General features: G+C 40.4%; 23 protein-coding genes, 4 tRNA genes, 1 pseudogene and 1 riboswitch. Of the genes and pseudogenes, 7 read left to right on the top strand and 21 right to left on the bottom strand.

The window, feature by feature from the left end; all coding sequences use genetic code 11:
* Positions 1-137: 137 nt before the first annotated feature.
* The 3 genes from hemG to QP437_RS05445 are packed head-to-tail and all read right to left on the bottom strand — an operon-like array spanning position 138 to position 2,729.
* The gene (gene hemG, locus QP437_RS05455; RefSeq protein ID WP_285267217.1) at positions 138-644 is read right to left on the bottom strand and encodes a menaquinone-dependent protoporphyrinogen IX dehydrogenase; all 507 of its coding nucleotides are present in this window, start codon (positions 642-644) and stop codon (positions 138-140) included.
* The gene (locus QP437_RS05450; protein WP_285267216.1) at positions 644-2,107 is read right to left on the bottom strand and encodes a TrkH family potassium uptake protein; all 1,464 of its coding nucleotides are present in this window, start codon (positions 2,105-2,107) and stop codon (positions 644-646) included. Before QP437_RS05450 ends, hemG begins: the two co-directional genes overlap by 1 nt.
* A 10-nt stretch (positions 2,108-2,117) precedes the next feature.
* Positions 2,118-2,729, bottom strand: coding sequence for a YigZ family protein (locus QP437_RS05445; RefSeq protein ID WP_285267215.1), 612 nt, complete (start codon positions 2,727-2,729; stop codon positions 2,118-2,120).
* Between the two features lie 116 nt (positions 2,730-2,845).
* Between QP437_RS05445 and tusA (QP437_RS05440) the strand changes: the two genes are divergently transcribed.
* A complete protein-coding gene (gene tusA / locus QP437_RS05440; RefSeq protein WP_054420424.1) occupies positions 2,846-3,085 on the top strand; it encodes a sulfurtransferase TusA in 240 nt (79 codons plus the stop codon).
* Between the two features lie 29 nt (positions 3,086-3,114).
* On the opposite strand, the gene QP437_RS05435 is transcribed toward tusA (QP437_RS05440), so the two are convergent.
* On the bottom strand, positions 3,115-4,044 hold the full coding sequence (locus QP437_RS05435) for an RsiV family protein (RefSeq protein WP_285267214.1): 930 nt from the start codon (positions 4,042-4,044) through the stop codon (positions 3,115-3,117).
* A gap of 8 nt (positions 4,045-4,052) precedes the next feature.
* A pseudogene (locus tag QP437_RS05430) lies at positions 4,053-4,247 on the bottom strand (SelB C-terminal domain-containing protein); the annotation flags it as partial.
* On the opposite strand from QP437_RS05430, the gene tusA (QP437_RS05425) reads away from it, so the two are divergent.
* A complete protein-coding gene (gene tusA, locus QP437_RS05425; RefSeq protein ID WP_285267213.1) occupies positions 4,248-4,487 on the top strand; it encodes a sulfurtransferase TusA in 240 nt (79 codons plus the stop codon). It abuts the pseudogene before it with no gap.
* A 28-nt stretch (positions 4,488-4,515) separates the two neighbouring features.
* On the opposite strand, the gene QP437_RS05420 is transcribed toward tusA (QP437_RS05425), so the two are convergent.
* From QP437_RS05420 to selA, 3 genes are read right to left on the bottom strand one after another with little or no spacing between them, the layout of a single operon-like run.
* A complete protein-coding gene (locus tag QP437_RS05420) occupies positions 4,516-5,418 on the bottom strand; it encodes an RsiV family protein (protein ID WP_285267212.1) in 903 nt (300 codons plus the stop codon).
* 8 nt (positions 5,419-5,426) lie between these two features.
* On the bottom strand, positions 5,427-7,286 hold the full coding sequence (selB, locus tag QP437_RS05415) for a selenocysteine-specific translation elongation factor (RefSeq protein ID WP_285267211.1): 1,860 nt from the start codon (positions 7,284-7,286) through the stop codon (positions 5,427-5,429).
* The gene (gene selA, locus QP437_RS05410) at positions 7,283-8,665 is read right to left on the bottom strand and encodes an L-seryl-tRNA(Sec) selenium transferase (protein WP_285267210.1); all 1,383 of its coding nucleotides are present in this window, start codon (positions 8,663-8,665) and stop codon (positions 7,283-7,285) included. Before selA ends, selB begins: the two co-directional genes overlap by 4 nt.
* Before the next feature lie 72 nt (positions 8,666-8,737).
* On the opposite strand from selA, the gene QP437_RS05405 reads away from it, so the two are divergent.
* A tRNA-Sec gene (locus QP437_RS05405) sits at positions 8,738-8,832 on the top strand.
* A gap of 149 nt (positions 8,833-8,981) precedes the next feature.
* On the opposite strand, the gene tuf is transcribed toward QP437_RS05405, so the two are convergent.
* From tuf to QP437_RS05380, 5 genes are all read right to left on the bottom strand, one after another.
* The gene (gene tuf, locus QP437_RS05400; protein ID WP_049383876.1) at positions 8,982-10,166 is read right to left on the bottom strand and encodes an elongation factor Tu; all 1,185 of its coding nucleotides are present in this window, start codon (positions 10,164-10,166) and stop codon (positions 8,982-8,984) included.
* Between the two features lie 66 nt (positions 10,167-10,232).
* Positions 10,233-12,335 carry an elongation factor G gene (gene fusA, locus QP437_RS05395; protein WP_285267209.1) on the bottom strand — a complete coding sequence of 701 codons (2,103 nt, stop codon included), beginning with the start codon at positions 12,333-12,335 and terminating at the stop codon, positions 10,233-10,235.
* An 84-nt stretch (positions 12,336-12,419) separates the two neighbouring features.
* Positions 12,420-12,890: a 30S ribosomal protein S7 gene (gene rpsG, locus QP437_RS05390; RefSeq protein ID WP_005699184.1), complete on the bottom strand. Its 471-nt coding sequence runs from the start codon at positions 12,888-12,890 to the stop codon at positions 12,420-12,422.
* Between the two features lie 146 nt (positions 12,891-13,036).
* Positions 13,037-13,411 (bottom strand): 30S ribosomal protein S12, encoded by a 375-nt coding sequence (gene rpsL / locus QP437_RS05385; RefSeq protein WP_005543325.1) that lies wholly within the window; start codon positions 13,409-13,411, stop codon positions 13,037-13,039.
* Between the two features lie 185 nt (positions 13,412-13,596).
* Positions 13,597-14,490, bottom strand: coding sequence for a hypothetical protein (locus QP437_RS05380; protein WP_285267208.1), 894 nt, complete (start codon positions 14,488-14,490; stop codon positions 13,597-13,599).
* A 231-nt stretch (positions 14,491-14,721) separates the two neighbouring features.
* Here QP437_RS05380 and QP437_RS05375 point away from each other — a divergent pair, with 231 nt between their 5' ends.
* Entirely contained in the window at positions 14,722-16,107 is a 1,386-nt protein-coding gene (locus tag QP437_RS05375; protein WP_285267207.1) for a chloride channel protein, read from the top strand.
* Between the two features lie 3 nt (positions 16,108-16,110).
* Positions 16,111-17,097: a tRNA dihydrouridine(20/20a) synthase DusA gene (dusA, locus tag QP437_RS05370; protein WP_285267206.1), complete on the top strand. Its 987-nt coding sequence runs from the start codon at positions 16,111-16,113 to the stop codon at positions 17,095-17,097.
* Positions 17,098-17,167: 70 nt separating this feature from the next.
* Here dusA and ribB read toward each other — a convergent pair whose 3' ends face one another.
* Entirely contained in the window at positions 17,168-17,815 is a 648-nt protein-coding gene (ribB, locus tag QP437_RS05365; protein ID WP_285267205.1) for a 3,4-dihydroxy-2-butanone-4-phosphate synthase, read from the bottom strand.
* Between the two features lie 88 nt (positions 17,816-17,903).
* A riboswitch (FMN riboswitch) is annotated at positions 17,904-18,078 on the bottom strand.
* Positions 18,079-18,205: 127 nt separating this feature from the next.
* Between ribB and nadR the strand changes: the two genes are divergently transcribed.
* Positions 18,206-19,315, top strand: a complete 1,110-nt coding sequence (nadR, locus tag QP437_RS05360) for a multifunctional transcriptional regulator/nicotinamide-nucleotide adenylyltransferase/ribosylnicotinamide kinase NadR (protein ID WP_080351270.1) — start codon at positions 18,206-18,208, stop codon at positions 19,313-19,315.
* Between the two features lies 1 nt (position 19,316).
* Positions 19,317-19,997 (top strand): metallophosphoesterase, encoded by a 681-nt coding sequence (locus QP437_RS05355; RefSeq protein ID WP_285267204.1) that lies wholly within the window; start codon positions 19,317-19,319, stop codon positions 19,995-19,997.
* 53 nt (positions 19,998-20,050) lie between these two features.
* On the opposite strand, the gene QP437_RS05350 is transcribed toward QP437_RS05355, so the two are convergent.
* The 7 genes from QP437_RS05350 to waaA all read right to left on the bottom strand — a co-directional run bounded on the left by QP437_RS05350 (position 20,051) and on the right by waaA (position 24,539).
* A tRNA-Arg gene (locus tag QP437_RS05350) sits at positions 20,051-20,127 on the bottom strand.
* A 53-nt stretch (positions 20,128-20,180) separates the two neighbouring features.
* Positions 20,181-20,257, bottom strand: a tRNA-Arg gene (locus tag QP437_RS05345).
* Between the two features lie 23 nt (positions 20,258-20,280).
* Positions 20,281-20,374 (bottom strand) — tRNA-Ser (locus QP437_RS05340).
* A 161-nt stretch (positions 20,375-20,535) separates the two neighbouring features.
* Entirely contained in the window at positions 20,536-22,548 is a 2,013-nt protein-coding gene (gene rep / locus QP437_RS05335; protein WP_285267203.1) for a DNA helicase Rep, read from the bottom strand.
* A gap of 13 nt (positions 22,549-22,561) precedes the next feature.
* Positions 22,562-22,774: a lipoprotein gene (locus QP437_RS05330; protein WP_005694824.1), complete on the bottom strand. Its 213-nt coding sequence runs from the start codon at positions 22,772-22,774 to the stop codon at positions 22,562-22,564.
* Positions 22,771-23,247 (bottom strand): pantetheine-phosphate adenylyltransferase, encoded by a 477-nt coding sequence (coaD, locus tag QP437_RS05325; RefSeq protein ID WP_014064370.1) that lies wholly within the window; start codon positions 23,245-23,247, stop codon positions 22,771-22,773. The genes QP437_RS05330 and coaD overlap by 4 nt, the downstream gene beginning before the upstream one ends.
* Positions 23,244-24,539: a lipid IV(A) 3-deoxy-D-manno-octulosonic acid transferase gene (gene waaA / locus QP437_RS05320; protein ID WP_285267202.1), complete on the bottom strand. Its 1,296-nt coding sequence runs from the start codon at positions 24,537-24,539 to the stop codon at positions 23,244-23,246. Before waaA ends, coaD begins: the two co-directional genes overlap by 4 nt.
* Between the last annotated feature and the right edge of the window lie 16 nt (positions 24,540-24,555).

Here is a 24,555-nt window from a genome sequence, read left to right as displayed (position 1 = left end):
GCGTCGTTGTGTGGGGCGTATTATAGGCATTTCAGACGCCTTTGCAAGATCTTTTTGTAAAAAAATGTAAATTTTTTATTGGTTGAAGATCTTTTAATCAAATCGTCTAAAAAACACAATTTTTATGGTGTTTTATTCTACGAATTCAGACTTTCTGCAAATGCCTTTACTTTTCCCCAATCGGTATATTCAATTTCTTTGGTTGAATCCGTTTCGCCACCTGTAATTTTCATAATCAATTGGATCATGACACGATCAATCCATTTATAGCGTGGATATAGCAATGCCCCTGCAAACACGCCGACTTTTGCCGGAGTCCATTTTATGCGCTGAAGGAACTTACGAACATAGACATTTCCCTCTGGCGTATCTTTCCCTTCTTTTCTCGCGGTTAAACCTACACCAAAAAAGACCGCACTTTTTGCATTCAACAATTCGTGATGGCGTTCTACAAAACGATATACCTGTTTATTAAAGTGACCATAACGAACGGATGCCCCAATAATCACGCGATCAAAAAGTTTAAGATCCTGCTCCTCCATTAACGGTGAAACCATCACTTCTCCTTCAAGATACTGAGCCATAAATTCAGCAATCTTTTTAGTTTGTCCATCACGGCTTGAATATAAAATTAATGTTTTCATTATGCCTTCCAAAACGCCGGTGTGAAGAGCGCCAATAATGTGAAAATTTCTAAACGACCGCATACCATCGCAATGGTGAGTACCCATTTAGCACTATCTGGCATCGCCGTCATATTACTGCTTACTGAACCTAATCCTGGTCCAAGGTTATTAATACTTGCTAATACTGCATTAAAGGCGTCAAAAGGTTCGACACCACATGCAATCACACTTAATAAACAAATAGTGAATACCAATAGATACGCTGAGAAAAATGCCCAAATACTCCCAATCACTCGTTCATCAAGGACATTTTGACCCCATTTAATTGGATACACTAAATTAGGGTGTACAAATCGTTTCAGTTCTCTTGCACCTTGAAGATATAACACTAAAATCCGCGCAACCCGCAAACCGCCACCGACTGAGCCTGCACAACCACCAATAAAAGAGGCAATAATTAATAACATCGGCACAAAAGAAGGCCACTCAGCAAAATTCGATGTGGTGTAGCCTGTTGTGGTTGAAATTGATACGGCTTGGAATACGACTTGCTCAAAATCTTGCCATGAGGAATCAAAATATTGATGGCTTATCATCACCAATGTACAAACCACGATAAGCAAAATTTGAATACTCATAAAGAATCGGAATTCTGGATCTTTTGTATAAATCTTCAAAATATTTTCTCGTCCTAAAGTCGAAAATGCTCTGAAGTGCAATGCGAAGTTACAAGCCGAAATCCACAAGAAAATAACCGTGATAAAATTAATCGCCGAGCTATTAAAATAGCCGATACTGGCATCATGCGTAGAAAAGCCGCCAATGGATACCGTCGAGAAACTATGTGTAAGTGCATCAAACGGTGTCATACCTGCTAGCCAATAAGCCAAGGTACAAGACATGGTTAAAAAGAAATAAACAAACCACAATGCCTTTGCCGTTTCTGCTATCCGCGGCTGAATTTTCTGATCTTTCATTGGACCAGACATTTCAGCTCGGTATAACTGCATTCCGCCAATACCCAATAAAGGAATAATTGCAATCGCAAGTACGATGATCCCCATGCCGCCTAACCATTGTAAAAATTGACGGTAAAACAGAATGGCTTTCGGTAAATTATCTAACCCAGTCATGACTGTGGCGCCCGTGGTTGTTAACCCGGAAAACGCCTCAAATACGGCAGAAGCCACCGTTAAATGAGGTGCATCAAATAATAACAATGGTAAGGTTGCTAACCCGCCAAGAACGAACCAAAATGCCACCACAATTAAAAAACCATCACGAGACCGTAATTCTTGTTTGTGGTGATGACAAGGCCACCAAAGCAACATGCCCACGGTTAAGCTTAATGCAAAAGCTTGCATAAACGCTTTACCGCCGCCATCGCCATAAATAAGCGCCACAAAGGCTGGAATCAGCATCGTGCCGGAAAAGCACATGATCAAAATGCCGATAATCCGAATAATGGATAAAATATGCACAATATCTCGCTTAATTCATTTCTTCTAATTTCAACGTTCCTGCCGAACGCTCAATTAATGCTTGTTCAAAAGGTTTAATTTGATCTTCACTAATGCCTAACTGCAATGTAATCTGCACTTGAAAATCTTGCTGATAAATTTCAATTTGATGTTGTTCACATAAAATTTGGATCCAATTTAATTGTGCATAATCACAATGAACTTGGAATAACTGACGTTCAACTTTTCGTTCAGTTTCTAATAATTTTAAAGCTTGCTGAACACCATTTCCATAAGCACGAACTAAACCGCCCGAGCCTAATAAAATGCCCCCATAATAACGAACAACAACAGCACTGATTTCACCAACTTGGCTACCTTGCAAAGCCGATAGCATCGGTTTCCCTGCAGTGCCTGCTGGTTCACCGTCATCAGAAAAGCCTAATTGCTGCGAATCCGTTGGCTTGCCTGCCACTGCTGCCCAACAATGATGGCGGGCATTAGGGTGCTGTGCTTTAATTTCTGCCCAAAAAGCTTTGGCTTGTTCAAGTCCTTCCGTATGTTGCAAATACGTGATAAATCGACTTTTCTTAATTTCTTCTTCAAAAACGACCGCACTTTTGGGGATAAGGTATTCAGCCATGAAATAATTGTTCAAATGAATTTGTTGCGTAGTTTATCATTGATAGCGGATTTATCGAAATTTCCCCATAATTATTGTATGATGTAGCTCAATTTCAATAAAACTGATGAATAACAATGACTGAAATTACTGTCGATAAAACCCTTGATACCGTTGGTTTACGTTGTCCTGAACCCGTGATGCTCGTGAGAAAAAACATTCGCCACATGAATGAAGGTGAAGTGCTGCTTATTTTGGCGGACGATCCTGCCACGACTCGCGATATTCCCAGTTTCTGCCAATTTATGGAACATACTCTTTTAGCGAGTGAAACCCAAGATGCACCTTTTAAATACTGGGTGAAAAAAGGCCAATAAAAATGCGGCCATTATTGACCGCACTTTGATTACTCTTCTACTGGTATTGTGTATGGTGCTATATATCCGAAGTCATAATACTTCTGTTTTACAAAATCTGGCATTAATAAATTTCCAAGTTGTAGCTGCCCCCACGATATCACTAAATCTTGCTCGCCCTCGGCATACGAAGCAATTTCATACTCGTCATAAATAAAATGAATACCATCGTGTGCAAGATAGAAATTCTTAGAAACATCAAAATCTGTTTTTTTCGTAAACGCATCTTCATCTTTTATGCGACCAGAGTCTGTATAAAACCTCCATAATAATTCTTTAACTTCAGGGAGCTTTTTCTGATCAATAATATCGGAAAGCGTTAGAACTTTATGTGTTGTCATATCTACAGTTAAATATACGTTACCACCTACACCGTGTGGTCCTCCAGTATAGCTATAATACCTCACTGCAAAAGTCGCTAATTTTTCTTTTTGACCAACAAATACCATCCAAGCATGACGAGCGAAACCTAGCTCAGGTTCCTTTTCTAAAGATGCTTTTACATCATTCCAAATTGTTTTGTATTTACTTAGCATCTGATCTCGTGTTTTAGGTGCATTTTCTCCAAATTCATTTTTAACCAATTCAGTCCATAACAGTTCGTCTAACCAATCTATATTCGTTTTTAATCCCAATACACTAATATCAATTTCTACCTCATCACGCTCAAACCAACGTTCTTGCGCTTGGGTATATTTAATTTTTTCTACTTTTTCAAAAATGGGGTCTTTTTCCGCAAAAATAGCAGGAATAACCTTCTCCGCCTTTTCTTTTTCAGCTTTTAATTGTGTATTTTCTGCCGTTAGTTGTGCAATTGTCTGTGTTTGTTGCTCAATGGTTGCTTTCGCTTCTTTATCTTCGCAACCTGTTACAGTAAAAAGTGCAGTTAAAATTAAGGCTGAAATGAATGTCTTTTTCATGTTTTATCCTATAAATCGAATGTATCTTTATCACGTAGAATGTGATCATTGCCTTTGCGGCGTAAAAAACCGGTACGGTCAAAATATTCCATTAATTGCACTGTCAGTTTTCGACCAAAGTTCAGTTTATCACGTAATTCATTTACGGCAACTTTACCTTCTTCGCCTGCCATTTGCTTAATTAAGCGAGCATAAGCATAAATATGACTGAAATTACTGTCAATAAAACCCTTGATACCGTTGGTTTATGTTGTCCTGAACCTGTAATGCTCGTGAGAAAAAACATTCGCCACATGAATGAAGGTGAAGTGCTGCTTATTTTGGCGGACGATCCCGCCACGACTCGCGATATTCCCAGCTTCTGCCAATTTATGGAACATACTCTTTTAGCGAGTGAAACCCAAGATGCACCTTTTAAATACTGGGTGAAAAAAGGCCAATAAAAATGCGGCCAATATTGACCGCACTTTGTTATTCTGCCGTATTACTCGAAACGGGATAATACTGTTTCTGAAGAAATTCAGGCTTCAATAACGCAGAGGCATTCCACCACTCAATCACCAGCTCCTGTGGCCCTTCTGAATAAGACGCAATTTCATACACATTATACACAAAATGAATCCCATCATGATCTAAATAGAAATTATCGGTCACTTCAAAAGCATCTTTTGATGTAAATACTTCCTCATCTTTTACCTCGCCATATCGAGTGTAACGTTCCCAAAGTAATTCTTTTAATTTGGTTTGTTGGTTTGGTTTAAAAACATCATCAAATGAAAGTTGTTTTTTCGTTTCTAAATCAATATTAAGATAGTAATAACCACCAACCCCATGAACCCCACCTTCATAGCTGTAATAGTTTACAAGAAATACTGCAAGCTTACCCCTTTGGTGACTAAATGCTAAATCTAAGGTTTCATCAACACCACTTATCGGGAATTCCAACATCTCTTTTTTAGCTTCATCATATGCTTTCTGGTAATCTGCAATAAGCTGCTCGCGGCTTCTTGGTTTGCCATCAGCATTTTTTGAAATTTCTTCTAAAAGTAGTTTATCTAACCACTCAATATTCGTTTTTAGTGTAGAAACGCTGTAATGAATCTTACCTTCAACAGGCGCATATTCATCTTCTTTGACCGGTTTAGGATATTTGATAGTCTCCTCTTTATCAAAAATCACATCATTTTGAGCAATTATTGCAGGGATAATTTTCTCAGCCTTTTCTTTTTCAGCTCTTAATTGCGTATTTTCTTCCGTCAGTTGTGCAATTGTCTGCGTTTGTTGCGCAATGGTTGCCTTCGCTTCTTTATCTTCACAACCTGTTACAGTAAAAAGTGCGGTTAAAATTAAGGCTGAAATGAATGTCTTTTTCATGTTTTATCCTATAAATCGAATGTATCTTTATCACGTAGAATGTGATCATTGCCTTTGCGGCGTAAAAAGCCGGTACGGTCAAAATATTCCATTAATTGCACGGTCAGTTTTCGACCAAAGTTCAGTTTATCACGTAATTCATTTACGGCAACTTTACCTTCTTCGCCTGCCATTTGCTTAATTAAGCGAGCATAAGCATAAATGCTTTCAGTCAGGAAAAAACGGTCTTTTACAATTGGCGTAAGATAGCCCAATTTACCTGCTTTATACATAAAATTACGCATCACACTTTCATCTTGCGCCAGGGCTGTTGCCATATCACGCACCCAAATCGCTTGACCATGTGCTTTTTCAAATTCAACTAACACCGCTTGCCATAAACTTTGCTCTTCGGCTGAAAATTGAATTTTATGTGAAGGCAAATGTAACCAACCACGAGTCTGCTGCAATTGGCCTTCATCAAGCATTTCTTCAATAAAATGATAAATCAGATTTTCCGGTTGGTTTAGTGTCGCAATACGGTATAAGCGGGCCTTACTCAAACCTAGCTGATCATTATGTTGCTCATGATAGGTAGCAAGTGCGGTCAAAATTTGCTGCGTTTTTTCACGTTGATAATCGCGATTAAAACACCAATTTTGAAAACGGATATCGCCGTTCTCGGCCAATGCTTCAGCCAATTGATTTTCGGTTAGTTGCTCACTCCACATTAAAGCTTGAGCTGAAATCGCTTCTTTTTGTAAGGTCAATCCGATACGTTGTGTGGCGGTTTGAGCCTGATTAAGTTTAGCCAAGAACGCTAGACGAGCTTCTGTGCGCTTATAACGTTTTGGTGAATGAATTTCGAGTACCTTGGCACCACCAATTAACGCTTTCGCATCACCACTACGTAAAATTAATTTATCCCCGAAAGCTAAAAATAATGGTTGTTCTAAAATTACCTCCGCCAAAGTGCGGTCATTTTTCATTGCATTTTTGCTTTCAAGCAAGGTGAGCTTACCCGTCGTACGGCTTGCCGCATGATAAATGTGTACAGGCTGACTGTCTTTCAAATTCACTTCAGGTGTAATTTCAATGGTAATACGATCGGTTGGCTCAAGTGGTTCTGAGGCTAACAACCAATCGCCGCGCTGCATTGGAGTACGATCTAAATCAACGTTTAAATTGAGCGCTAAACGCTGACCTGCGACACCTTTCTCACTTGGTGTGTTTTGAGCATGGATATTTTTAACGCGAACCTTTTGTCCCGTAGAAAGGAAGAGTTCATCATCAATGGCCACCGTTCCCGCAAATGCTGTCCCGGTTACCACTGTCCCCGCCCCTTTCACACTAAAAACACGGTCGATGGCATAACGGAATGGTTTATCCACTTCAGCTAATTCAGGTAAATTGGCTAAATAATCGCGTAACGCATCAATACCTAAGCCTGTTTGTGCCGATGTAATAAAATAATGAGATTCAGCTAAGAATGGATAATCCGTCTGAATTTGTGTTTTTAGTGTTTCAATTTGATCATCTGTTGCTCGGTCAGCCTTGGTAATCACCACCATGATTTCAGTAAATTGAAGCTGACGTAAAATCGCTAAGTGTTCTTTAGTTTGTGCGGCAATCCCTTCATCTGCAGCGACAATGAGCATGGCATAATGCACGCCACCAAGCCCCGCCAACATATTGGCGAGAAACTTTTCATGGCCAGGCACATCAATAAACCCGAGTACTTTCTCTTTTAAAGGCAAATAGGCATACCCCAAATCAATGGTCATGCCACGTTTTTTTTCTTCCGGTAAATGGGCGGTATTCGTGCCTGTCAGCGCTTGCAAAAGGGCTGTTTTACCATGATCGACGTGTCCTGATGTTACTATGATCATAATTTTTCCACCGTATCTAATAGTGCCTTAAAGTCGGCCACGCTACGTAAATCTAACCAGATTTTTCCTTTCTCAACTCGGCCGATTATCGGTTGTTCTAATTGCTTAAATGTAGTCAAAAGTGCGGTCAATTTTGTCTCTGTTTTTTCGGCAATCGTCACCGCAAGAGAAGGAATCGTCGCCATCGGTTGAGAACCACTACCAATTTGAGCAAAGCTTTCTTCAATCTCAACCTGGTAATCTTTTAAACGATTTGCTAAACAGGCTTTAAGTTGTTCAGCTTTTTCTTTTAATACATCCATTGATTGGGTAAGCAAATGCAAAGTTGGCAACGTCTCAGTAAGTTTTTCAGGTTGGAGATAAAGACGTAATGTTGCCTCAAGCCCGGCTAAAATCACTTTATCACAACGCAATACGCGCTTTAATGGGTGAGCTTGTAACTGAGCTATCCACTCTTTTTTACCGACGATAATACCAGCTTGTGTTCCACCCAATAATTTATCACCCGAGAATGACACCAAGTTTACGCCCTGTGCGACTTTTTCTTGCACCGTTGGCTCATTCGGTAAATCATATTGGCTTAGATCAATCAATGCCCCACTACCAAGATCCGTTATAACAGGAATATCAAATTCTCGTCCAAGATCAACCAACTCTTGTTCTGAAACCGAAGCGGTAAATCCACTAATATGATAGTTACTGCAATGTACTTTCATTAAGAAAGCGGTATTTTCATTGATTGCTTGACGATAATCTTTCAAATGTGTGCGGTTTGTTGTCCCCACTTCAATAAGTTTACAGCCTGCTTGAGCCATAATATCTGGAATGCGAAATGCTCCGCCAATTTCAATCAATTCCCCGCGAGAAATAATGACTTCTTTATCTTTTGCAAAGGTTGCCAACATCAAGAGTACGGCTGCAGCATTATTGTTAACGATACAAGCAGCTTCTGCACCTGTGAGTTGTGCAAGTAGTTCACTAATATAATTATCCCGATGACTGCGTTTGCCTTCTTCCAAATCATATTCTAACGCAACATTACCTTTCATCGCATGAAGTGCCGCTTGTTGTGCACTTTCAGCCCATAATGCTCGCCCTAAATTTGTATGTAATACCGTACCCGTTAAATTATGAACTGATTTAATTTGTACATGATTTTGTTGAACCAAGCGATGTTGTAAATGATGTAATGTACTTAGGTGATCGGCAAAAAAGTGCGGTAAGTTTTGATGTTGTTTGATAAACTCGCGCCCTTCAGACAATAATTGGCGCAATTCACGCACGACAGCTGAATGACCAAATTCAGTTAAAAGCATTTCACCTTCTGGTGTTTTTAAAAATTTATCTACCGAAGGAAGTTGTTGAAAAAGTGCGGTCATTTTTAATTCCTATTTCAAAATGGCGTTGAATTATAAACTAATTTACGCTAAAGTAACCGCAATTTCAATAACGGAAGGTCGTCATCTCCGGTGAGGTGGCAGGACTTCAAATCCTGTTGGGGACGCCAGCGTTCCCGGGTGGGTTCAACTCCCATGACCTTCCGCCACGTTTTTCCTCTAACAAATATTTCTCTCTTCCTAACATTCACTTTTTTAATTTGAATTTTCATTATAATTTTGCGGAATTTTAGGCAAACAAAAAGGCGCATCTTTCGATACGCCTTCTTAATCTAACTTGTTACAGTTAATACATCAATTATTTGATGATTTTCGCAACAACACCAGCACCTACTGTACGGCCACCTTCACGGATTGCGAAACGTAAACCTTGGTCCATCGCGATTGGGTGGATTAAGCTTACTGTCATTTTGATGTTATCACCAGGCATTACCATTTCCACGCCTTCTGGTAACTCGATTGTACCAGTTACGTCAGTTGTACGGAAATAGAACTGTGGACGGTAACCTTTGAAGAATGGAGTGTGACGACCACCTTCATCTTTTGATAATACGTAAACTTCTGATTCGAAATCAGTGTGTGGAGTGATTGAACCTGGTTTCGCTAATACTTGACCACGTTCGATTTCTTCACGTTTGGTACCACGTAATAATGCACCAATGTTCTCACCTGCACGACCTTCGTCAAGTAATTTACGGAACATTTCAACACCAGTTACTGTTGTTTTTGTAGTTGGTTTGATACCAACGATTTCAACTTCATCACCAGTACGGATGATACCACGCTCAACACGACCTGTTACTACTGTACCACGACCTGAAATTGAGAACACGTCTTCAATTGGAAGAAGGAACGGTTGGTCAATTGCACGCTCTGGCTCAGGAATGTAAGTATCTAAGTGGTTTGCTAACTCAAGGATTTTTTCTTCCCATTCTGCAACGCCGTTTAATGCTTGTAATGCAGAACCACGTACGATTGGAGTATCGTCACCTGGGAAGTCATATTGAGAAAGAAGTTCACGAACTTCCATTTCTACTAATTCTAATAACTCTTCGTCATCTACCATGTCGCATTTGTTTAAGAATACGATGATGTAAGGTACACCTACTTGACGACCTAATAAGATGTGCTCACGAGTTTGTGGCATTGGACCATCTGTCGCTGCTACTACTAAGATTGCACCGTCCATTTGCGCCGCACCGGTAATCATGTTTTTAACATAGTCCGCGTGTCCTGGGCAGTCAACGTGTGCGTAGTGGCGAGTTGGAGTATCGTATTCAACGTGTGAAGTGTTGATGGTGATACCACGCGCTTTTTCTTCTGGCGCGTTATCGATTTGGTCGAATGCACGAGCTGCACCACCGTAGTGTTTTGCTAATACGGTTGTGATTGCTGCTGTTAAAGTTGTTTTACCGTGGTCAACGTGGCCGATTGTACCCACGTTTACGTGCGGTTTTGTACGTTCAAATTTTTCTTTAGACATTTGTTTAGTTTCCTAGAAAATGCTCTATAAGCCATTCGACTTATAGAGCGGATTGTTACAAAAAAATTATTTTTTACGCGCTTCAATTACTGCAGCAGCAACACTTGTTGGCGCTTCAGCATATTTTAACGGTTCCATTGAGTATGATGCACGACCTTGAGTTTGTGAACGTAAGTCTGTTGCATAACCGAACATCTCAGAAAGTGGAACTTCTGCATCGATTTTAACAACGAATTCGTTCGCTTCTTGACCGTTAACCATAGCACGACGACGGCTTAAGTCACCGATTACATCACCAACATACTCAGGTGGAGTTTCTACTTCAACTTTCATGATTGGCTCAAGTAGAACTGGGTTTGCTTTAGCAAACGCTGCTTTAAATGCTAAAGAAGCGGCTAATTTAAACGCTAATTCAGATGAGTCAACATCATGGTATGAACCGAAGTGTAAACGTACACCAAGATCTACTACTGGGTAACCCGCTAACGGACCAGATTTAAGTTGTTCTTGGATACCTTTATCAACCGCAGGAATGTATTCACCAGGGATTACACCACCTTTGATTTCGTTTACAAATTCATAACCAGGACCTTCTGGATCTAATGGATATAAGTCGATAACAACGTGACCATATTGACCGCGACCACCAGATTGTTTTGCGTGTTTACCTTCCACATCGTTAACACGAGTGCGGATAGTTTCACGGTAAGATACTTGTGGTTTACCGATGTTAGCTTCCACTTTGAACTCACGTTTCATACGGTCAACGATGATATCTAAGTGTAACTCACCCATACCAGAAATAATGGTTTCACCAGATTCTTCATCAGTGTGAACACGGAATGAAGGGTCTTCTTGAGCAAGACGACCTAATGCAAGACCCATTTTTTCTTGGTCAGCTTTTGTTTTAGGTTCTACTGCTACAGAGATTACTGGCTCTGGGAATTCCATACGCTCGAGGATGATTGGTGCATCGATAGCACATAATGTATCACCCGTAGTTACATCTTTTAAGCCGATTGCTGCAGCGATATCGCCCGCACGAACTTCTTTGATTTCTTCACGTTTGTTAGCGTGCATCTGTACGATACGACCAAAACGTTCACGTTTTTGACGTACTGAGTTTAATACTGTATCACCAGAATTAATTACACCTGAGTACACACGGAAGAAGGTTAAGTTACCTACGAATGGGTCAGTTGCAATTTTGAATGCTAATGAAGAGAACGGTTCATCATCGCTTGCTTTACGCTCACCTTGAGTTTCATCTGGGTTGATACCTTTAATTGCAGGGATATCAGTTGGTGCTGGTAAGTATTCAACAACTGCGTCAAGCATTGCTTGAACACCTTTATTTTTGAACGCAGAACCACAAGTTACCAAGATGATTTCATTTGCTAATACACGTTGACGAAGACCAGCTTTGATTTCTTCTTCAGTTAACTCTTCACCGCCAAGGTATTTTTCCATTAATTCTTCAGTTGCTTCAGCTGCTGCATCCACAAGGTTTTGACGCCATTCTTCACAAGCGGCTTGCATGTCAGCAGGTACATCTTCATAAGTGAACGTCATACCTTGGTCAGCTTCGTTCCAGTTGATCGCTTTCATTTTAATCAAATCAACAACACCAGTGAAGTTTTCTTCTGCACCGATTGGAAGTTGAAGAGGAACAGCGTTCGCACCTAAACGAGTTTTAAGTTGATCAACAACACGTAAGAAGTTAGCACCAGTACGGTCCATTTTGTTTACGAACGCAATACGTGGAACTTGATATTTGTTAGCTTGACGCCATACAGTTTCAGACTGAGGTTGAACACCACCAACCGCACAGTAAACCATTACCGCACCATCAAGAACACGCATAGAACGTTCTACTTCAACAGTAAAGTCTACGTGTCCCGGGGTATCGATAACGTTGATACGGTGTTGTGGGAACTGTTGTGACATACCAGACCAGAATGCGGTAGTTGCCGCAGAGGTAATGGTAATACCACGCTCTTGTTCCTGTTCCATCCAGTCCATTGTTGCTGCACCATCGTGTACTTCACCAATTTTGTGACTTACACCGGTGTAGAATAAGATACGTTCAGTGGTAGTAGTTTTACCAGCATCAATGTGCGCACTAATACCGATATTACGATATCTTTCAATAGGGGTTGTACGAGCCATTATTATAACCTTGTTAAGTTTAATATCTGTTTATATAAGGGTAAGGCTTCATCGAGGATGAAGCCCTTAAATTTTAAAAGCGTATTACCAACGGAAGTGAGCAAATGCTTTGTTAGCTTCAGCCATACGGTGAACATCTTCACGTTTTTTCACTGCTGCGCCTTTGTTATCTGATGCATCAGATAATTCATTTGCAAGACGTAAAGCCATTGATTTATCACCGCGTTTACGTGCAGCTTCAACGATCCAACGCATACCTAATGCGTTACGACGAACTGGACGTACTTCAACTGGCACTTGGTAAGTAGAACCACCAACACGACGAGATTTAACCTCAACAGTTGGGCGAACGTTTTCAAGTGCAATTTCAAATGCTTCTAAAGGTTCTTTACCTGTGCGTTCTGCAAGTTTGTCTAACGCACCGTAAACGATGGTTTCAGCAACGGATTTTTTACCGTCTACCATTAATACATTAATAAATTTTGCAAGTAACTCTGAACCGAACTTCGGATCTGGAAGAATCTTGCGTGGTTCAACACTACGACGACGTGGCATTGCGAATTTCTCCGTATATTTAATCTTCAGGATATCCAAAACTCTATAAAAATTAACCGCACTTTAAAGTGAGCTAATGTGATACTGGAGTTTCTGATTTAAATTTTTACTAATTTAGACGTTTGGCCTTACTTAACGGAGATCCATTAAGCTTTAGGACGTTTAACGCCGTATTTAGAACGACCTTGTTTACGATCTTTAACGCCTGCACAATCTAATGCGCCGCGTACAGTGTGGTAACGAACACCTGGTAAGTCTTTAACACGACCACCACGGATAAGCACAACACTGTGCTCTTGAAGGTTGTGACCTTCGCCGCCGATGTAAGAAGTTACTTCAAAGCCATTAGTTAAACGAATACGACATACTTTACGTAATGCTGAGTTCGGTTTTTTAGGTGTAGTTGTGTATACACGAGTGCACACACCACGTTTCTGCGGGCAAGCCTCTAATGCAGGAACGTTACTTTTTACAACCTTTTTCACACGCGGTTTGCGTACTAGCTGGTTGATAGTTGCCATTAAAAAAGCTCCAGTTTAAATGTTATTCATAATAGAATGTTTGTTACAAAATCTATCTCTCCATCCAATAGACAGAAGAAATAGACGCTGAATTTTAAAGAGTTCATGGAAAAATGTCAAGCATTGCATTCTTTGCGCTTAACAGCCTCCTTCATTAGATATCGTTAAGGCTTGAGGATTAAAAATCAATCCACTTGTTTTTGCTTAGAGTCTGTTATTTTATTAAAGTACTTCCATAGTTGTTCCGCATTCGTACTAATTTTTTCAAAGCCTGCTGGTAGTTCATAAGTTTGAGTTTGTGGATTAAATAAAATGACTACCTTACCTTTCTTATTACCTATGCTCTTTATATCCCATTCTTCTGACCCACTCTGAGCCTTATCATTAAGCTTATATTTCACAAGCTTATAATTCAATTCGATCGGATAAAATGCCTCTGTTGGCTTTAGGCTTGAATTAATTTTAGGCTCGCATTCAACGCCGAGAGGCCCAAAACGCCACTCTTCATAATGACACCCAACCACCATTTTCATTTTATTACCTACGGGGTAAATCCAACTAATATCACCTTTCTCACCGCCACTCCCTCCATCACGGCCGTCTAATTGAAAACCCAGTGTATCCTTTCCTAGCTTAACGACCGATGCTTTACCAAGAAGCTCTATATTTTTATTTTTAAATAATGGTTTTTGCTCAAAGTTTTCAGAATTCATATATTCCTGATTTTCTAAAACCCATTCATCTAATGACTTTTTGAAAATGTATAAATACAGTTCCTCATTATATCCTGCAGTTCCATAATTCAGTGCAAAATAACGCTTTTCTCCTTCACTGGTTTGAATATCTTTTAAATCATAATCAATAAAAAAATCATCATCTTCCCAAGATTTACTCCATTTATCGTATACAGCTCTCGGATAAACTTTTTTGAGGATATGCTTACCAAATTCTTCATTACTTAAATTAGTAGAAATTTGATTAAATTGACTACTCGAACTGGTGGAATTTGCTATAGATGCTTGTACTTCAGTACAAGTTAGGAAACAGCTAAACATAGAGATAAATAGCATTTTTTTCATAATAGAATCCTTATAATTATTGATCTAAGTGTAGTGAATTCCGACTTAACTTAAGAAATTTTCTATAATTATATGATTTTAAAATAATTTATTCCATCACATCTTTAGATTTAATACATTTTCTTCAAGATATTTAATTCATTTAGTTTTACCTCTCTTTTTCCAAATCAATTGCCTGTCAGTGGCTAGGGTTTTATAATTTCAAACAGAATTATTTTGTTGGCAATCATTATGTTACGTTCGCTTATCTTTCATTTACGTTATTTCTACCATAAAAAACTTCGACAAACCCATCGTATCTCTCATAAAACCTTAGAATTTATATGTCTACTGATCGGTGCGACATTTGTTGCACTTTTTTCCTTTGGATTTGCGAAACTCGCCGACATGGGACTTGAATTTAATGCCTATTGGTCTGCTAAATACCCTCTCGCCGTTTGGTTCGTCTTGCCACTTGGTCTTGCATTTCTTACCTGGTTTACAGCCAAATACACACCTTATGTCGGTGGTAGCGGCATTCCACAAGTGATTGCATCCATCAATCTTCCTTACAGTGGCTATAAAACAAAACTGGTTGAATTTCGCCAAACTATCTGGAAAATCCCTCTGACTTTCCTTGCTATGGCGATTGGTGCTTCGGTTGGACGTGAAGGGCCTTCCGTTCAAGTGGGTGCGGCTGTCATGCTGGCTTGGGGTAATTTTTGTCGTAAATATAACTTTGCTTTCCGCGGCTTAAGTACGAATGAACTCATCGCAACCGGTGCGGCAGGCGGTCTTGCTGCCGCCTTTAATGCGCCTTTGGCTGGGGTTATTTTTGCCATTGAAGAACTTGGTCGCGGCGTAATGTTACGCTGGGAAAGACGCGTATTGCTCGGTGTATTAGCGGCTGGTTTTATTTTAGTGGCGATTCAAGGCAATAGCCCTTACTTTCCTGTCTATAAAGGTGCGACCTCTATTCCTTATTTATATCTTTGGCTTGCCATTTGTGGCGTCGTCTGCGGTGTACTGGGTGGTATATTTGGGCGACTCCTTGCCAAAGGATTAGCAGGACTTTCTCCAATCAAATGGCGTGATTGGATCCGAAAACACCCTATTTATATTGCCTTATTACTTGGTTTAGTGTTGGCTGCTCTGGGCACCTACAGCGAAGGACAAACCTATGGAACAGGTTATGATGTTGTCGCAAGAGCATTAGAAGGACAGCTCGTTTCGCCTGAAGTGGGGATACTAAAACTCTTCGCAACGGTTACGACTTATTGGAATGGCATCGCGGGCGGAATTTTTACGCCATCTCTCACTACTGGCGCGGGTATCGGCACCATGTTATGGGATATCAGCAACGGCATGGTCGATCAACGCTTTTTGGTCATTTTATGTATGGCAGCCTTTTTAGCTGGTGGCACACAATCGCCGGTGACAGCCAGCGTAGTGGTGATGGAAATGACGGGGGCTCAACCTGTGCTGATTTGGCTCTTGATTTCCAGTATCATTGCCTCCATAATTTCGCGCCAATTTAGTCCGAAACCTTTTTACCACTTTGCGGCTGGACGTTTCCGCCAACGAATGCAGGAACAACAAGCAGAAGATCTTCGCCGTAACGAGATTCAAGAGAAATAAAATATGTCAGAAAACCAACCGCACTTTTATCGTGGCCGCTTTTCCGTTGCGCCGATGTTAGATTGGACGACGCGCCATTGTCGCTATTTTCATCGTCAATTTAGTAAAAATGCGTTGCTTTATACCGAAATGGTCACAGCACCCGCGATTATTCATGCTAAATACGATCATTTAGATTTTAATTTGCAAGAAAACCCAGTTGCCCTACAACTTGGTGGAAGCGATCCCGCACAGCTTAAACATTGTGCCAAATTAGCCGAAGAAAGAGGCTATCATGAAATTAATCTGAATGTCGGCTGCCCTTCCGATCGCGTGCAAAATGGTATGTTTGGTGCTTGTTTGATGGCAAAAGCGGATTTAGTAGCAGAATGTATTGCAGAAATGCAACGTGTCGTGAATATTCCTGTCACCGTGAAAACGCGTATTGGCATTGATGATTTGGATAGCTATGAATTTCTCTGCGACTTTATCGAAAAAGTCCATCATGCAGGCTGCCAAGAATTTATTGTTCATGCTCGAAAAGCTTGGCTTTCAGGATTAAGCCCAAAAGAGAATCGAGAGATTCCCCCTTTGGATTATGATCGTGTTTATCAATTAAAGAAAGATTTCCCACAGTTAACCATTGCTATTAATGGCGGCATTAAAACCATCGAAGAAATGAAACATCATTTACAATTTGTTGATGGCGTGATGGTTGGGCGTGAGGCTTATCAAAATCCGTCATTGTTGGGCTATGTTGATCAAATGCTTTTTGATGCCAATGCGGATATCGTCACACCAAGACAAGCGGTGGAAGCCATGTTCCCTTATATTGAAAAACAACTAAGCCAAGGTGTTTATTTAAATCATATCGTTCGACATATGCTCGGTGCATTCCAAAACTGCAAAGGGGCAAGACAATGGCGACGCTATTTAAGTGAAAATGCCTTTAAGCAAGGCGCAGGAATCGAAGTGGTCGAAACGGCATTAAGCTTTGTGGAAACCAATTAAGCCTAAAACGCAAAGTGCGGTCAGAATTTAAAAGATTTTCTGACCGCACTTTTGTTTTCTGAGTATTTAATTAGCACTGGTATTTTTGACGATATGCCACTAAATCTTCAATTGTTAATACCGCATAACCAAATTTTTTCGCAAATTCGATAATTTCTGCAGCACGAGCCATGGTGCCATCATCATTCGTAATTTCACAAATCACACCTGCCGGTTTAAAACCACTTAAACGTGCTAAATCAACGGACGCTTCAGTATGACCACGACGTGCTAAAACACCACCTTCTGCAGCACGTAATGGAAAAACATGTCCTGGACGGTGAAGATCTGCCGGTTTTGCATGATCTGCAATTGCCGCTTTGATTGTGGTGACGCGATCTTGCGCCGATACACCTGTCGACACACCTTCTGCTGCTTCAATTGTCACGGTAAACGCGGTTTTATTCACGCTATTGTTGTGTTCAACCATTGGTGGCAAATCAAGCTGTTTGCATTGTTCATCGGTAATACATAAACACACGATACCACTGCCATAGCGAATAAGTTTTGCCATTTGTTCTGGCGTAATGGTTTCTGCTGGGAAAATTAAATCGCCTTCATTTTCGCGATCTTCATCATCTAATACTAATACGCCATTACCTTGTTTGAATGCATTCAATGCGTTAATTACCCGTTCTTCGCCGGTCGCACCAAATGCAGATAAAATTGACTGATTCATCGTAATTTCCTTTGTTGTTACGTTAAAATTAACCAGAATCAGGGCTGAGAAATGCAAATAAATAGAACGAAAGTGGGAACCCAATCCGTTTTATTCTCTTTCATCCAGACTATACTGTCGGCTTTGGAATTTCACCAAATCTGCTAACCTTAAAAGTACAAAGCGAAACAATTTTGTAAAACGCAATCAAAATTGACCGCACTTTTAAGTGCTCGTGGGCTGTCACCACCGGTAGGGAATTTCACCCTGCCCTGAGAATGCAGGTCGTAGTATAACGTAAAATGTCACTGTAAAAAATCATTCAATGAAAAATGTTTTTATTTGCACAAAGATTGCATAAAATAGGACTATTCAGCCACCTCGCAGTGGTCATTTAGCGAAGGATACATTATGTCGAACAAACACGATAAAAAAGTGGGTGTAATTTTCGGGAAATTCTACCCTGTTCACACCGGCCATATTAATATGATTTATGAAGCATTCAGTAAAGTGGATGAGCTTCACGTGATTGTCTGTAGCGATACCGAACGCGATTTAAAGCTGTTCTATGATAGTAAAATGAAACGCATGCCGACAGTACAAGATCGCCTTCGCTGGATGCAGCAAATCTTTAAATATCAAAAAAATCAAATTTTCATTCATCACTTAATTGAAGATGGCATTCCAAGTTACCCAAATGGCTGGCAAGCTTGGAGTGACGCGGTAAAAAATCTATTTGAAGAAAAACAATTTACCCCGACAATGGTATTTAGTAGTGAGCCACAAGATAAAGCGCCATATGAAAAATACTTAGGACTCGAAGTTTCTTTAGTGGATCCTGACCGCTCTTTCTTTAATGTATCCGCAACGAAAATTCGTACTACACCTTTCCAATATTGGAAATTCATTCCGAAAGAAGTCCGTCCATTCTTTGCGAAAACCATTGCTATTTTAGGCGGTGAAAGTAGTGGTAAAAGTGTGTTAGTTAGCAAACTGGCTGCTGTATTTAATACCACTTCTGCATGGGAATATGGTCGGGAATATGTCTTCGAAAAATTAGGTGGCGATGAGCAAGCCATGCAATATTCTGACTATCCACAAATGGCATTAGGTCACCAACGCTATATTGATTATGCGGTGCGTCATGCCCATAAAGTAGCGATTATTGATACCGATTTCATTACCACGCAAGCTTTTTGCATTCAATACGAAGGGAAAGCCCATCCATTCCTCGATTCCATGATCAAAGAATACCCATTTGATGTCACCATTTTATTGAAAAACAATACAAAATGGGTGGATGATGGCTTACGTAGTCTAGGCAGCCAAAAACAACGTCAACAATTCCAACAATTATTGAAGAAATTGTTAGATAAATACAAAGTGCCTTACATTGAAATTGAATCGCCAAGTTATTTAGACCGTTATAACCAAGTGAAATCTGTTGTGGAAAAAGTGTTAAATGATGAAGAACTTGAAGGTTTACAGCATACTAAACGCACATTGACCAACGGGAAATAAAATGATTTTATTCGCAGGCGATCCGCACGGAAGTTATGAACATCTTTATCCTTTCGTGCAAGAAAACGACAACGTTGCCCTGATTATTTTAGGCGACTTGCAGCTTTCTTCGCCTGATGAATTAGATAACCTCGCAAAATATTGTGATATTTGGTTTATTCATGGCAATCATGATAGCAAAACCGTTGCCGCATTTGAGGCGATTTGGGGTACACATTGGAAATCGCGTAATTTGCATAATCGTGTTGTTGAAATCCAAGGTCAACGTATTGCTGGCTTAGGTGGCGTATTCCGAGGACAAATCTGGATGCCTCCCAATAAACCGATGTATTTTGACCCTATCCACTATTGCCAATATAGCCCGCAAGAAAAAATTTGGCGTGGCGGTGTACCATTACGTCATCGCACGTCTATTTTCCCTTCTGATATCGAAGCCATTGAAAATGAACAAGCCGATATTCTAATTTGCCATGAAGCGCCTAAACCCCATCCAATGGGATTCCGTGTGATTAATCAACTCGCAGAAAAATTAGGGGTAAGACACGTTTTCCATGGCCATCACCACGATAACATCGAGTACAAGACAAATTTCCCTTATAAAATCACGAATGTCGGTTTTAGAAGTGTCACAGACATACACGGAAATTATTTGTTAAAAACCATTGATGATCGAGAAAAATAACTAAATAAAGCGTTAATTGTTTTTGATAAAAAGAAAAGTTTGAAGAGAGAAGATGGCGCACCCGAAAGGATTCGAACCTTTGACCGCTCGGTTCGTAGCCGAGTACTCTATCCAGCTGAGCTACGGGTGCGTAGTGATGTTTTATTCTTCATGACCATTTTAACTGATAGAGTCGATTTAAAATGGCGCACCCGAGAGGATTCGAACCTCTGACCGCTCGGTTCGTAGCCGAGTACTCTATCCAGCTGAGCTACGGGTGCAGAATAATAAAACTAAAAACAAATGGCGGTGAGAGAGGGATTCGAACCCTCGATGGAGTTTTTGACCCCATACTCCCTTAGCAGGGGAGCGCCTTCAGCCTACTCGGCCATCTCACCACAATCGGTTTGTGTGGCGGTATAATACGTTTTTTTGAAAATAAGTCAAATCATTTTTTGTAAAAGCCGTTTTGGTTGCTTGATTTATCTACATTTTGCATAAATAAAGTGCGGTTGAAAAAACAAACAAATTTCTCACCGCACTTTAATTTTAATCATCTCTAGCCCTTTAAAATGGCTCGTAAACGATCGAGCTGACTCGATGTTTGTTGTTGCTTCTGTTCTACCGTTAATTTTGGCTTATCTTTTTCCCATTGTACATCATCTTGTGGTAATTCTGCCAAGAAACGGCTAGGCTCTGGTCGAATCAACTCGCCAAACTGACGTCGTTCACGACAAAGAGAAAAAGTCAGCGTTTGTTGTGCTCGCGTAATGCCCACATAGGCTAGACGGCGCTCTTCCTCTACATTATCTTCATCAATACTGGTTTGATGAGGCAAAATCCCCTCTTCCATACCGATTAAATACACATGGGGAAACTCTAAGCCTTTGGAGGCATGCAATGTCATTAACTGCACTTGATCACTCTCGTCACCATCTTCGCCTCGCTCCATCATATCGCGCAAGGTTAAACGAGTGACCACTTGATTTAAATTCATCGGCTCATTCACCTCATCGCCTTTGAGCATATCCTCTACCCAGCTAAATAAAGTAGCCACGTTTTTACTTTGCATTTCGGCGGCTTTAGGGCTGGTCGCATATTCATACAAATATTCTTCGTAATGCAAGGAAGAAAGTAAAGAACGCACAGCCGTTTCAGGCTCGGAACGTAAACTTTGATCGTTTAGCTCCACAATCCAACGACCAAATTTTTGCAAGGAATCATAAGCTTTCGGTGTAACACGTTGCATCAGTTCAAACTCAAAAATTGCCTCAAATAAGCTAATATGTTTTTCCTGTGCCAACTCACCTAATTTTTGTAGAGTTGCTGTTCCAATTTCCCGTTTCGGTGTATTCACGATACGTAAAAAGGCTGCATCATCATCTTGATTCACCACCAAACGCAAGTAGGCCATCATGTCCTTAATTTCAGCACGAGAGAAAAAAGACGTTCCACCAGAAATTTTGTACGGAATACGGTTTTGCATCAGCACTTTTTCCAATAGACGAGATTGATGGTTACCGCGATATAAAATCGCATAATCCTTAAATTTGGTTTTACGGCTAAAACGATGAGCGATTAATTCCGCCACAATCCGTTCGGCTTCATGTTCTTCATTTTTCGCTTCAATGACTTGCAGTTTTTCACCTTCACCCAAGTTGGAAAAAAGCTTTTTGTCAAATACGTGCTCGTTGTTATCAATCAAAATGTTGGCACAATGCAAAATACGATGAGTGGAACGATAATTTTGTTCCAATTTGATGACTCGTAAATGCGGAAAATCATCACGTAAGCGCACCATATTTTGTGGACGCGCACCTCGCCAAGAATAAATGGATTGGTCGTCATCCCCCACCACCGTAAAGCAAGCTCTCTCGCCTACTAGCAATTTGATAAGTTCATATTGGCTGGTATTAGTATCTTGATATTCATCCACCAACAGATAGCGAATTTTCTCCTGCCATTTTGACCGCACTTCTTCATTCTGTTTGAAGAGTAAGGTCGGCAACATAATCAAATCATCAAAATCCAACGCATTATAAGCACGGATTTGCGCCGCATAACGCTCATAACATTTTGCAAAGGTTTGATATTTTGCATCTTTCGCTAAAGCATAAGCCTGTTTTGGCGAAACCAAATCATTCTTCCAATTGGAAATAACGGAAATTAACTCTCGCAATAAATCCTTATCTTCCTGCAGCACATCTGCCGTCAGTTCTTTGAGTAAGGCAAGTTGATCGTGCTCATCAAACAAGGTCATATTCGATTTAAAGCCTAAAGCTTTGTATTCCCGTTTGATAATGTCGAAACCTAAGGTATGGAAAGTGGAAACAATCAATCCTTTGGATTTTTCTTTACCAATGGAATGGGCTACACGCTCTTTCATTTCACGAGCGGCTTTGTTGGTAAAGGTCACGGCGGCGATCTGTTTAGGCAAATAACCACAGTGTTCAATCAAATGAGCAATCTTATTGATGATCACACGAGTTTTGCCCGAGCCAGCACCAGCCAGCACCAAGCAAGGTCCACTGACATATTCGACAGCCTGTTGTTGTTGAGGATTGAGTTTCATATCTTAATGCAAATTAATTTGACCACGCATAAGGCAATAATGCGGTATCTAATAAAAATGACAGCGGCAAATCTAAAATAGGTAAGCCCCATTTTTGTGCCATCTCTAAATCATAAGCCGCACCTGCGTAAGGTGTGTATTTCTCAGATGGATCGATTAATTTCACCACCGTACCACAACCAGTTAACGCTAAAAGTGCGGTTAAAATCAGAAGTGTTTTTTTCATTCACGACGTGCTTTTAAGGCTAAATAGACGGCTTCCGGCACCAGTTCTTTCACATCCCCATGATGCAAATAAATTTCTCGTACAATCGTGGAAGACACAAACGCCCATTTTTCTGTTGGTGGGAAAAACAAACTATCCACACCATCGGTTAATAAACGGTTTAACGCGGCCAGTTGTAATTCATATTCGAAGTCCGTCGTTGTACGCACGCCACGAATAATGGCGGTGATCTTTTTCGCTTTGATTTCATTCGCGAGTAAATCAGAGAATCCAAATACTTCCACATTGGGCAAATGAGCGACCGATTGACGCACCAGCTCAACACGTTCTTCCAATGAAAACAACGGCTTTTTGCTCGGACTATTCGCAACCGCAACAAAAACTTTCGGAAAAATGACCGCACTTCGCGCAATGATATCTAAATGTCCGTTGGTAATCGGGTCAAACGTGCCAGGGTAAATTACGCTTGTCATTTATTGTTCTCCGAAATATTGGTTAAATAAGGATGAAGTAAATCTAAAAGACGCTGTAATGCGCCACGATTTTCGATTAATACCTCATAGCCTGCATTGCCTAAACGTTGACGTGCCCCTTTCGAATTCAATAACTTATCAATAATCTCTGACAATGCTTTTTCTGTTGAGTTGATTTGCAATACACCTTGCACTTCTAAGAGCGAAGTAAAAACTTCAGGGAAATTGAAGGTATGCTTTCCACTCACAACGGGTAATTTAAATGCCAAAGGCTCTAGAGGATTATGTCCCCCATGTTTGACCAAACTTCCGCCTACAAACGCAATATCTGAAATACCATACATCAACATCAACTCACCCATGGTATCACCAAGAATCACTTGGGTATTTTCTGAAGGAATCTCCCCCGTTGAACGACGAATAAAGTTAAAGTTGGCTTTTTCAATTAAATCCGCCACAGGATTAAAACGTTCAGGATGACGAGGTACCAGCAATAACAGCAAGTTTGGATGTTTTTTCAGTAACAAATGATGAGCTTGTAAAATGAGTTCTTCTTCCCCTTCATGGGTACTCGCCGCAATCCAAATCTGACGATCTTTCGCCCAACTCTCATGAAGCATTGCAATGTCTTTGAGTAATTCATCACTGACCACAAGATCATATTTAATATTGCCGGTTAATTGCAGACGATCTTTCTCATAACCTAACTCTAAATAACGCTTTCCACTGATGCTATCTTGTGGCGCAATCAAGCTAATTTGAGAAAGCATATACTGCAAGTATTGTTTGACTTTGCCATAGCGTCTGGCTGAACGTGCAGAAAGGCGAGCATTCGCCACAATGAAAGGAATATTTCGATGAGCCAAACAATCAATCAAATTCGGCCAAAGCTCCGTTTCAATGACAATGAATACTTTAGGTTGAATAAAATCAATAAAACGATTGATGACACAAGGTAAATCGTAGGGCAAATAACAATGCGTCACAGTTTCCCCGAAGGCGGCTTTTACGCGTTCAGAGCCTGTTGGCGTGACCGTTGTAAACGTGATTGGTAAATTCGGGTATTCCTTCTGAATACGTTTTACTAGCGGCGTAGCGGCAATCACTTCCCCTACCGATGCGGCATGAATGACGATCCCATCTTGTGTAGGCTTAGCAAGATTCGCATAAATACCATATCGCTCACCTAAACGCTTGCGATAATTCGGAGCTTTGAGACTTCGTAGTAACATGAATAACAGCACAAAAGGCTGAATCAGATACATCAGGCTGGTATAAAAAAAACGCCACATAAAATAAATTCGGTTA

Origin of the sequence: Haemophilus sp. UMB1048 (genome assembly GCF_030218125.1) — a bacterium.
In the GTDB taxonomy this organism is placed as follows: domain Bacteria; phylum Pseudomonadota; class Gammaproteobacteria; order Enterobacterales; family Pasteurellaceae; genus Haemophilus_D.
Note: the sequence above shows the minus strand (reverse complement) of the source record. Positions and strands in the feature narration are given on the sequence as shown.

Coding starts and splice junctions, on each gene's coding strand:
- tuf (WP_049383876.1), bottom strand. CDS start 10,166: ATGTCTAAAGAAAAATTTGAACGTACAAAACCGCACGTAAACGTGGGT.
- QP437_RS05330 (WP_005694824.1), bottom strand. CDS start 22,774: ATGAAAAAAACACTTCTGATTTTAACCGCACTTTTAGCGTTAACTGGT.
- fusA (WP_285267209.1), bottom strand. CDS start 12,335: ATGGCTCGTACAACCCCTATTGAAAGATATCGTAATATCGGTATTAGT.
- QP437_RS05445 (WP_285267215.1), bottom strand. CDS start 2,729: ATGGCTGAATACCTTATCCCCAAAAGTGCGGTCGTTTTTGAAGAAGAA.
- tusA (WP_054420424.1), top strand. CDS start 2,846: ATGACTGAAATTACTGTCGATAAAACCCTTGATACCGTTGGTTTACGT.
- QP437_RS05375 (WP_285267207.1), top strand. CDS start 14,722: ATGTTACGTTCGCTTATCTTTCATTTACGTTATTTCTACCATAAAAAA.
- QP437_RS05380 (WP_285267208.1), bottom strand. CDS start 14,490: ATGAAAAAAATGCTATTTATCTCTATGTTTAGCTGTTTCCTAACTTGT.
- QP437_RS05435 (WP_285267214.1), bottom strand. CDS start 4,044: ATGAAAAAGACATTCATTTCAGCCTTAATTTTAACTGCACTTTTTACT.
- rpsL (WP_005543325.1), bottom strand. CDS start 13,411: ATGGCAACTATCAACCAGCTAGTACGCAAACCGCGTGTGAAAAAGGTT.
- QP437_RS05355 (WP_285267204.1), top strand. CDS start 19,317: ATGATTTTATTCGCAGGCGATCCGCACGGAAGTTATGAACATCTTTAT.
- selB (WP_285267211.1), bottom strand. CDS start 7,286: ATGATCATAGTAACATCAGGACACGTCGATCATGGTAAAACAGCCCTT.
- QP437_RS05420 (WP_285267212.1), bottom strand. CDS start 5,418: ATGAAAAAGACATTCATTTCAGCCTTAATTTTAACCGCACTTTTTACT.
- selA (WP_285267210.1), bottom strand. CDS start 8,665: ATGACCGCACTTTTTCAACAACTTCCTTCGGTAGATAAATTTTTAAAA.
- dusA (WP_285267206.1), top strand. CDS start 16,111: ATGTCAGAAAACCAACCGCACTTTTATCGTGGCCGCTTTTCCGTTGCG.
- tusA (WP_285267213.1), top strand. CDS start 4,248: ATGACTGAAATTACTGTCAATAAAACCCTTGATACCGTTGGTTTATGT.
- nadR (WP_080351270.1), top strand. CDS start 18,206: ATGTCGAACAAACACGATAAAAAAGTGGGTGTAATTTTCGGGAAATTC.
- waaA (WP_285267202.1), bottom strand. CDS start 24,539: ATGTGGCGTTTTTTTTATACCAGCCTGATGTATCTGATTCAGCCTTTT.
- rep (WP_285267203.1), bottom strand. CDS start 22,548: ATGAAACTCAATCCTCAACAACAACAGGCTGTCGAATATGTCAGTGGA.
- ribB (WP_285267205.1), bottom strand. CDS start 17,815: ATGAATCAGTCAATTTTATCTGCATTTGGTGCGACCGGCGAAGAACGG.
- rpsG (WP_005699184.1), bottom strand. CDS start 12,890: ATGCCACGTCGTCGTAGTGTTGAACCACGCAAGATTCTTCCAGATCCG.
- coaD (WP_014064370.1), bottom strand. CDS start 23,247: ATGACAAGCGTAATTTACCCTGGCACGTTTGACCCGATTACCAACGGA.
- hemG (WP_285267217.1), bottom strand. CDS start 644: ATGAAAACATTAATTTTATATTCAAGCCGTGATGGACAAACTAAAAAG.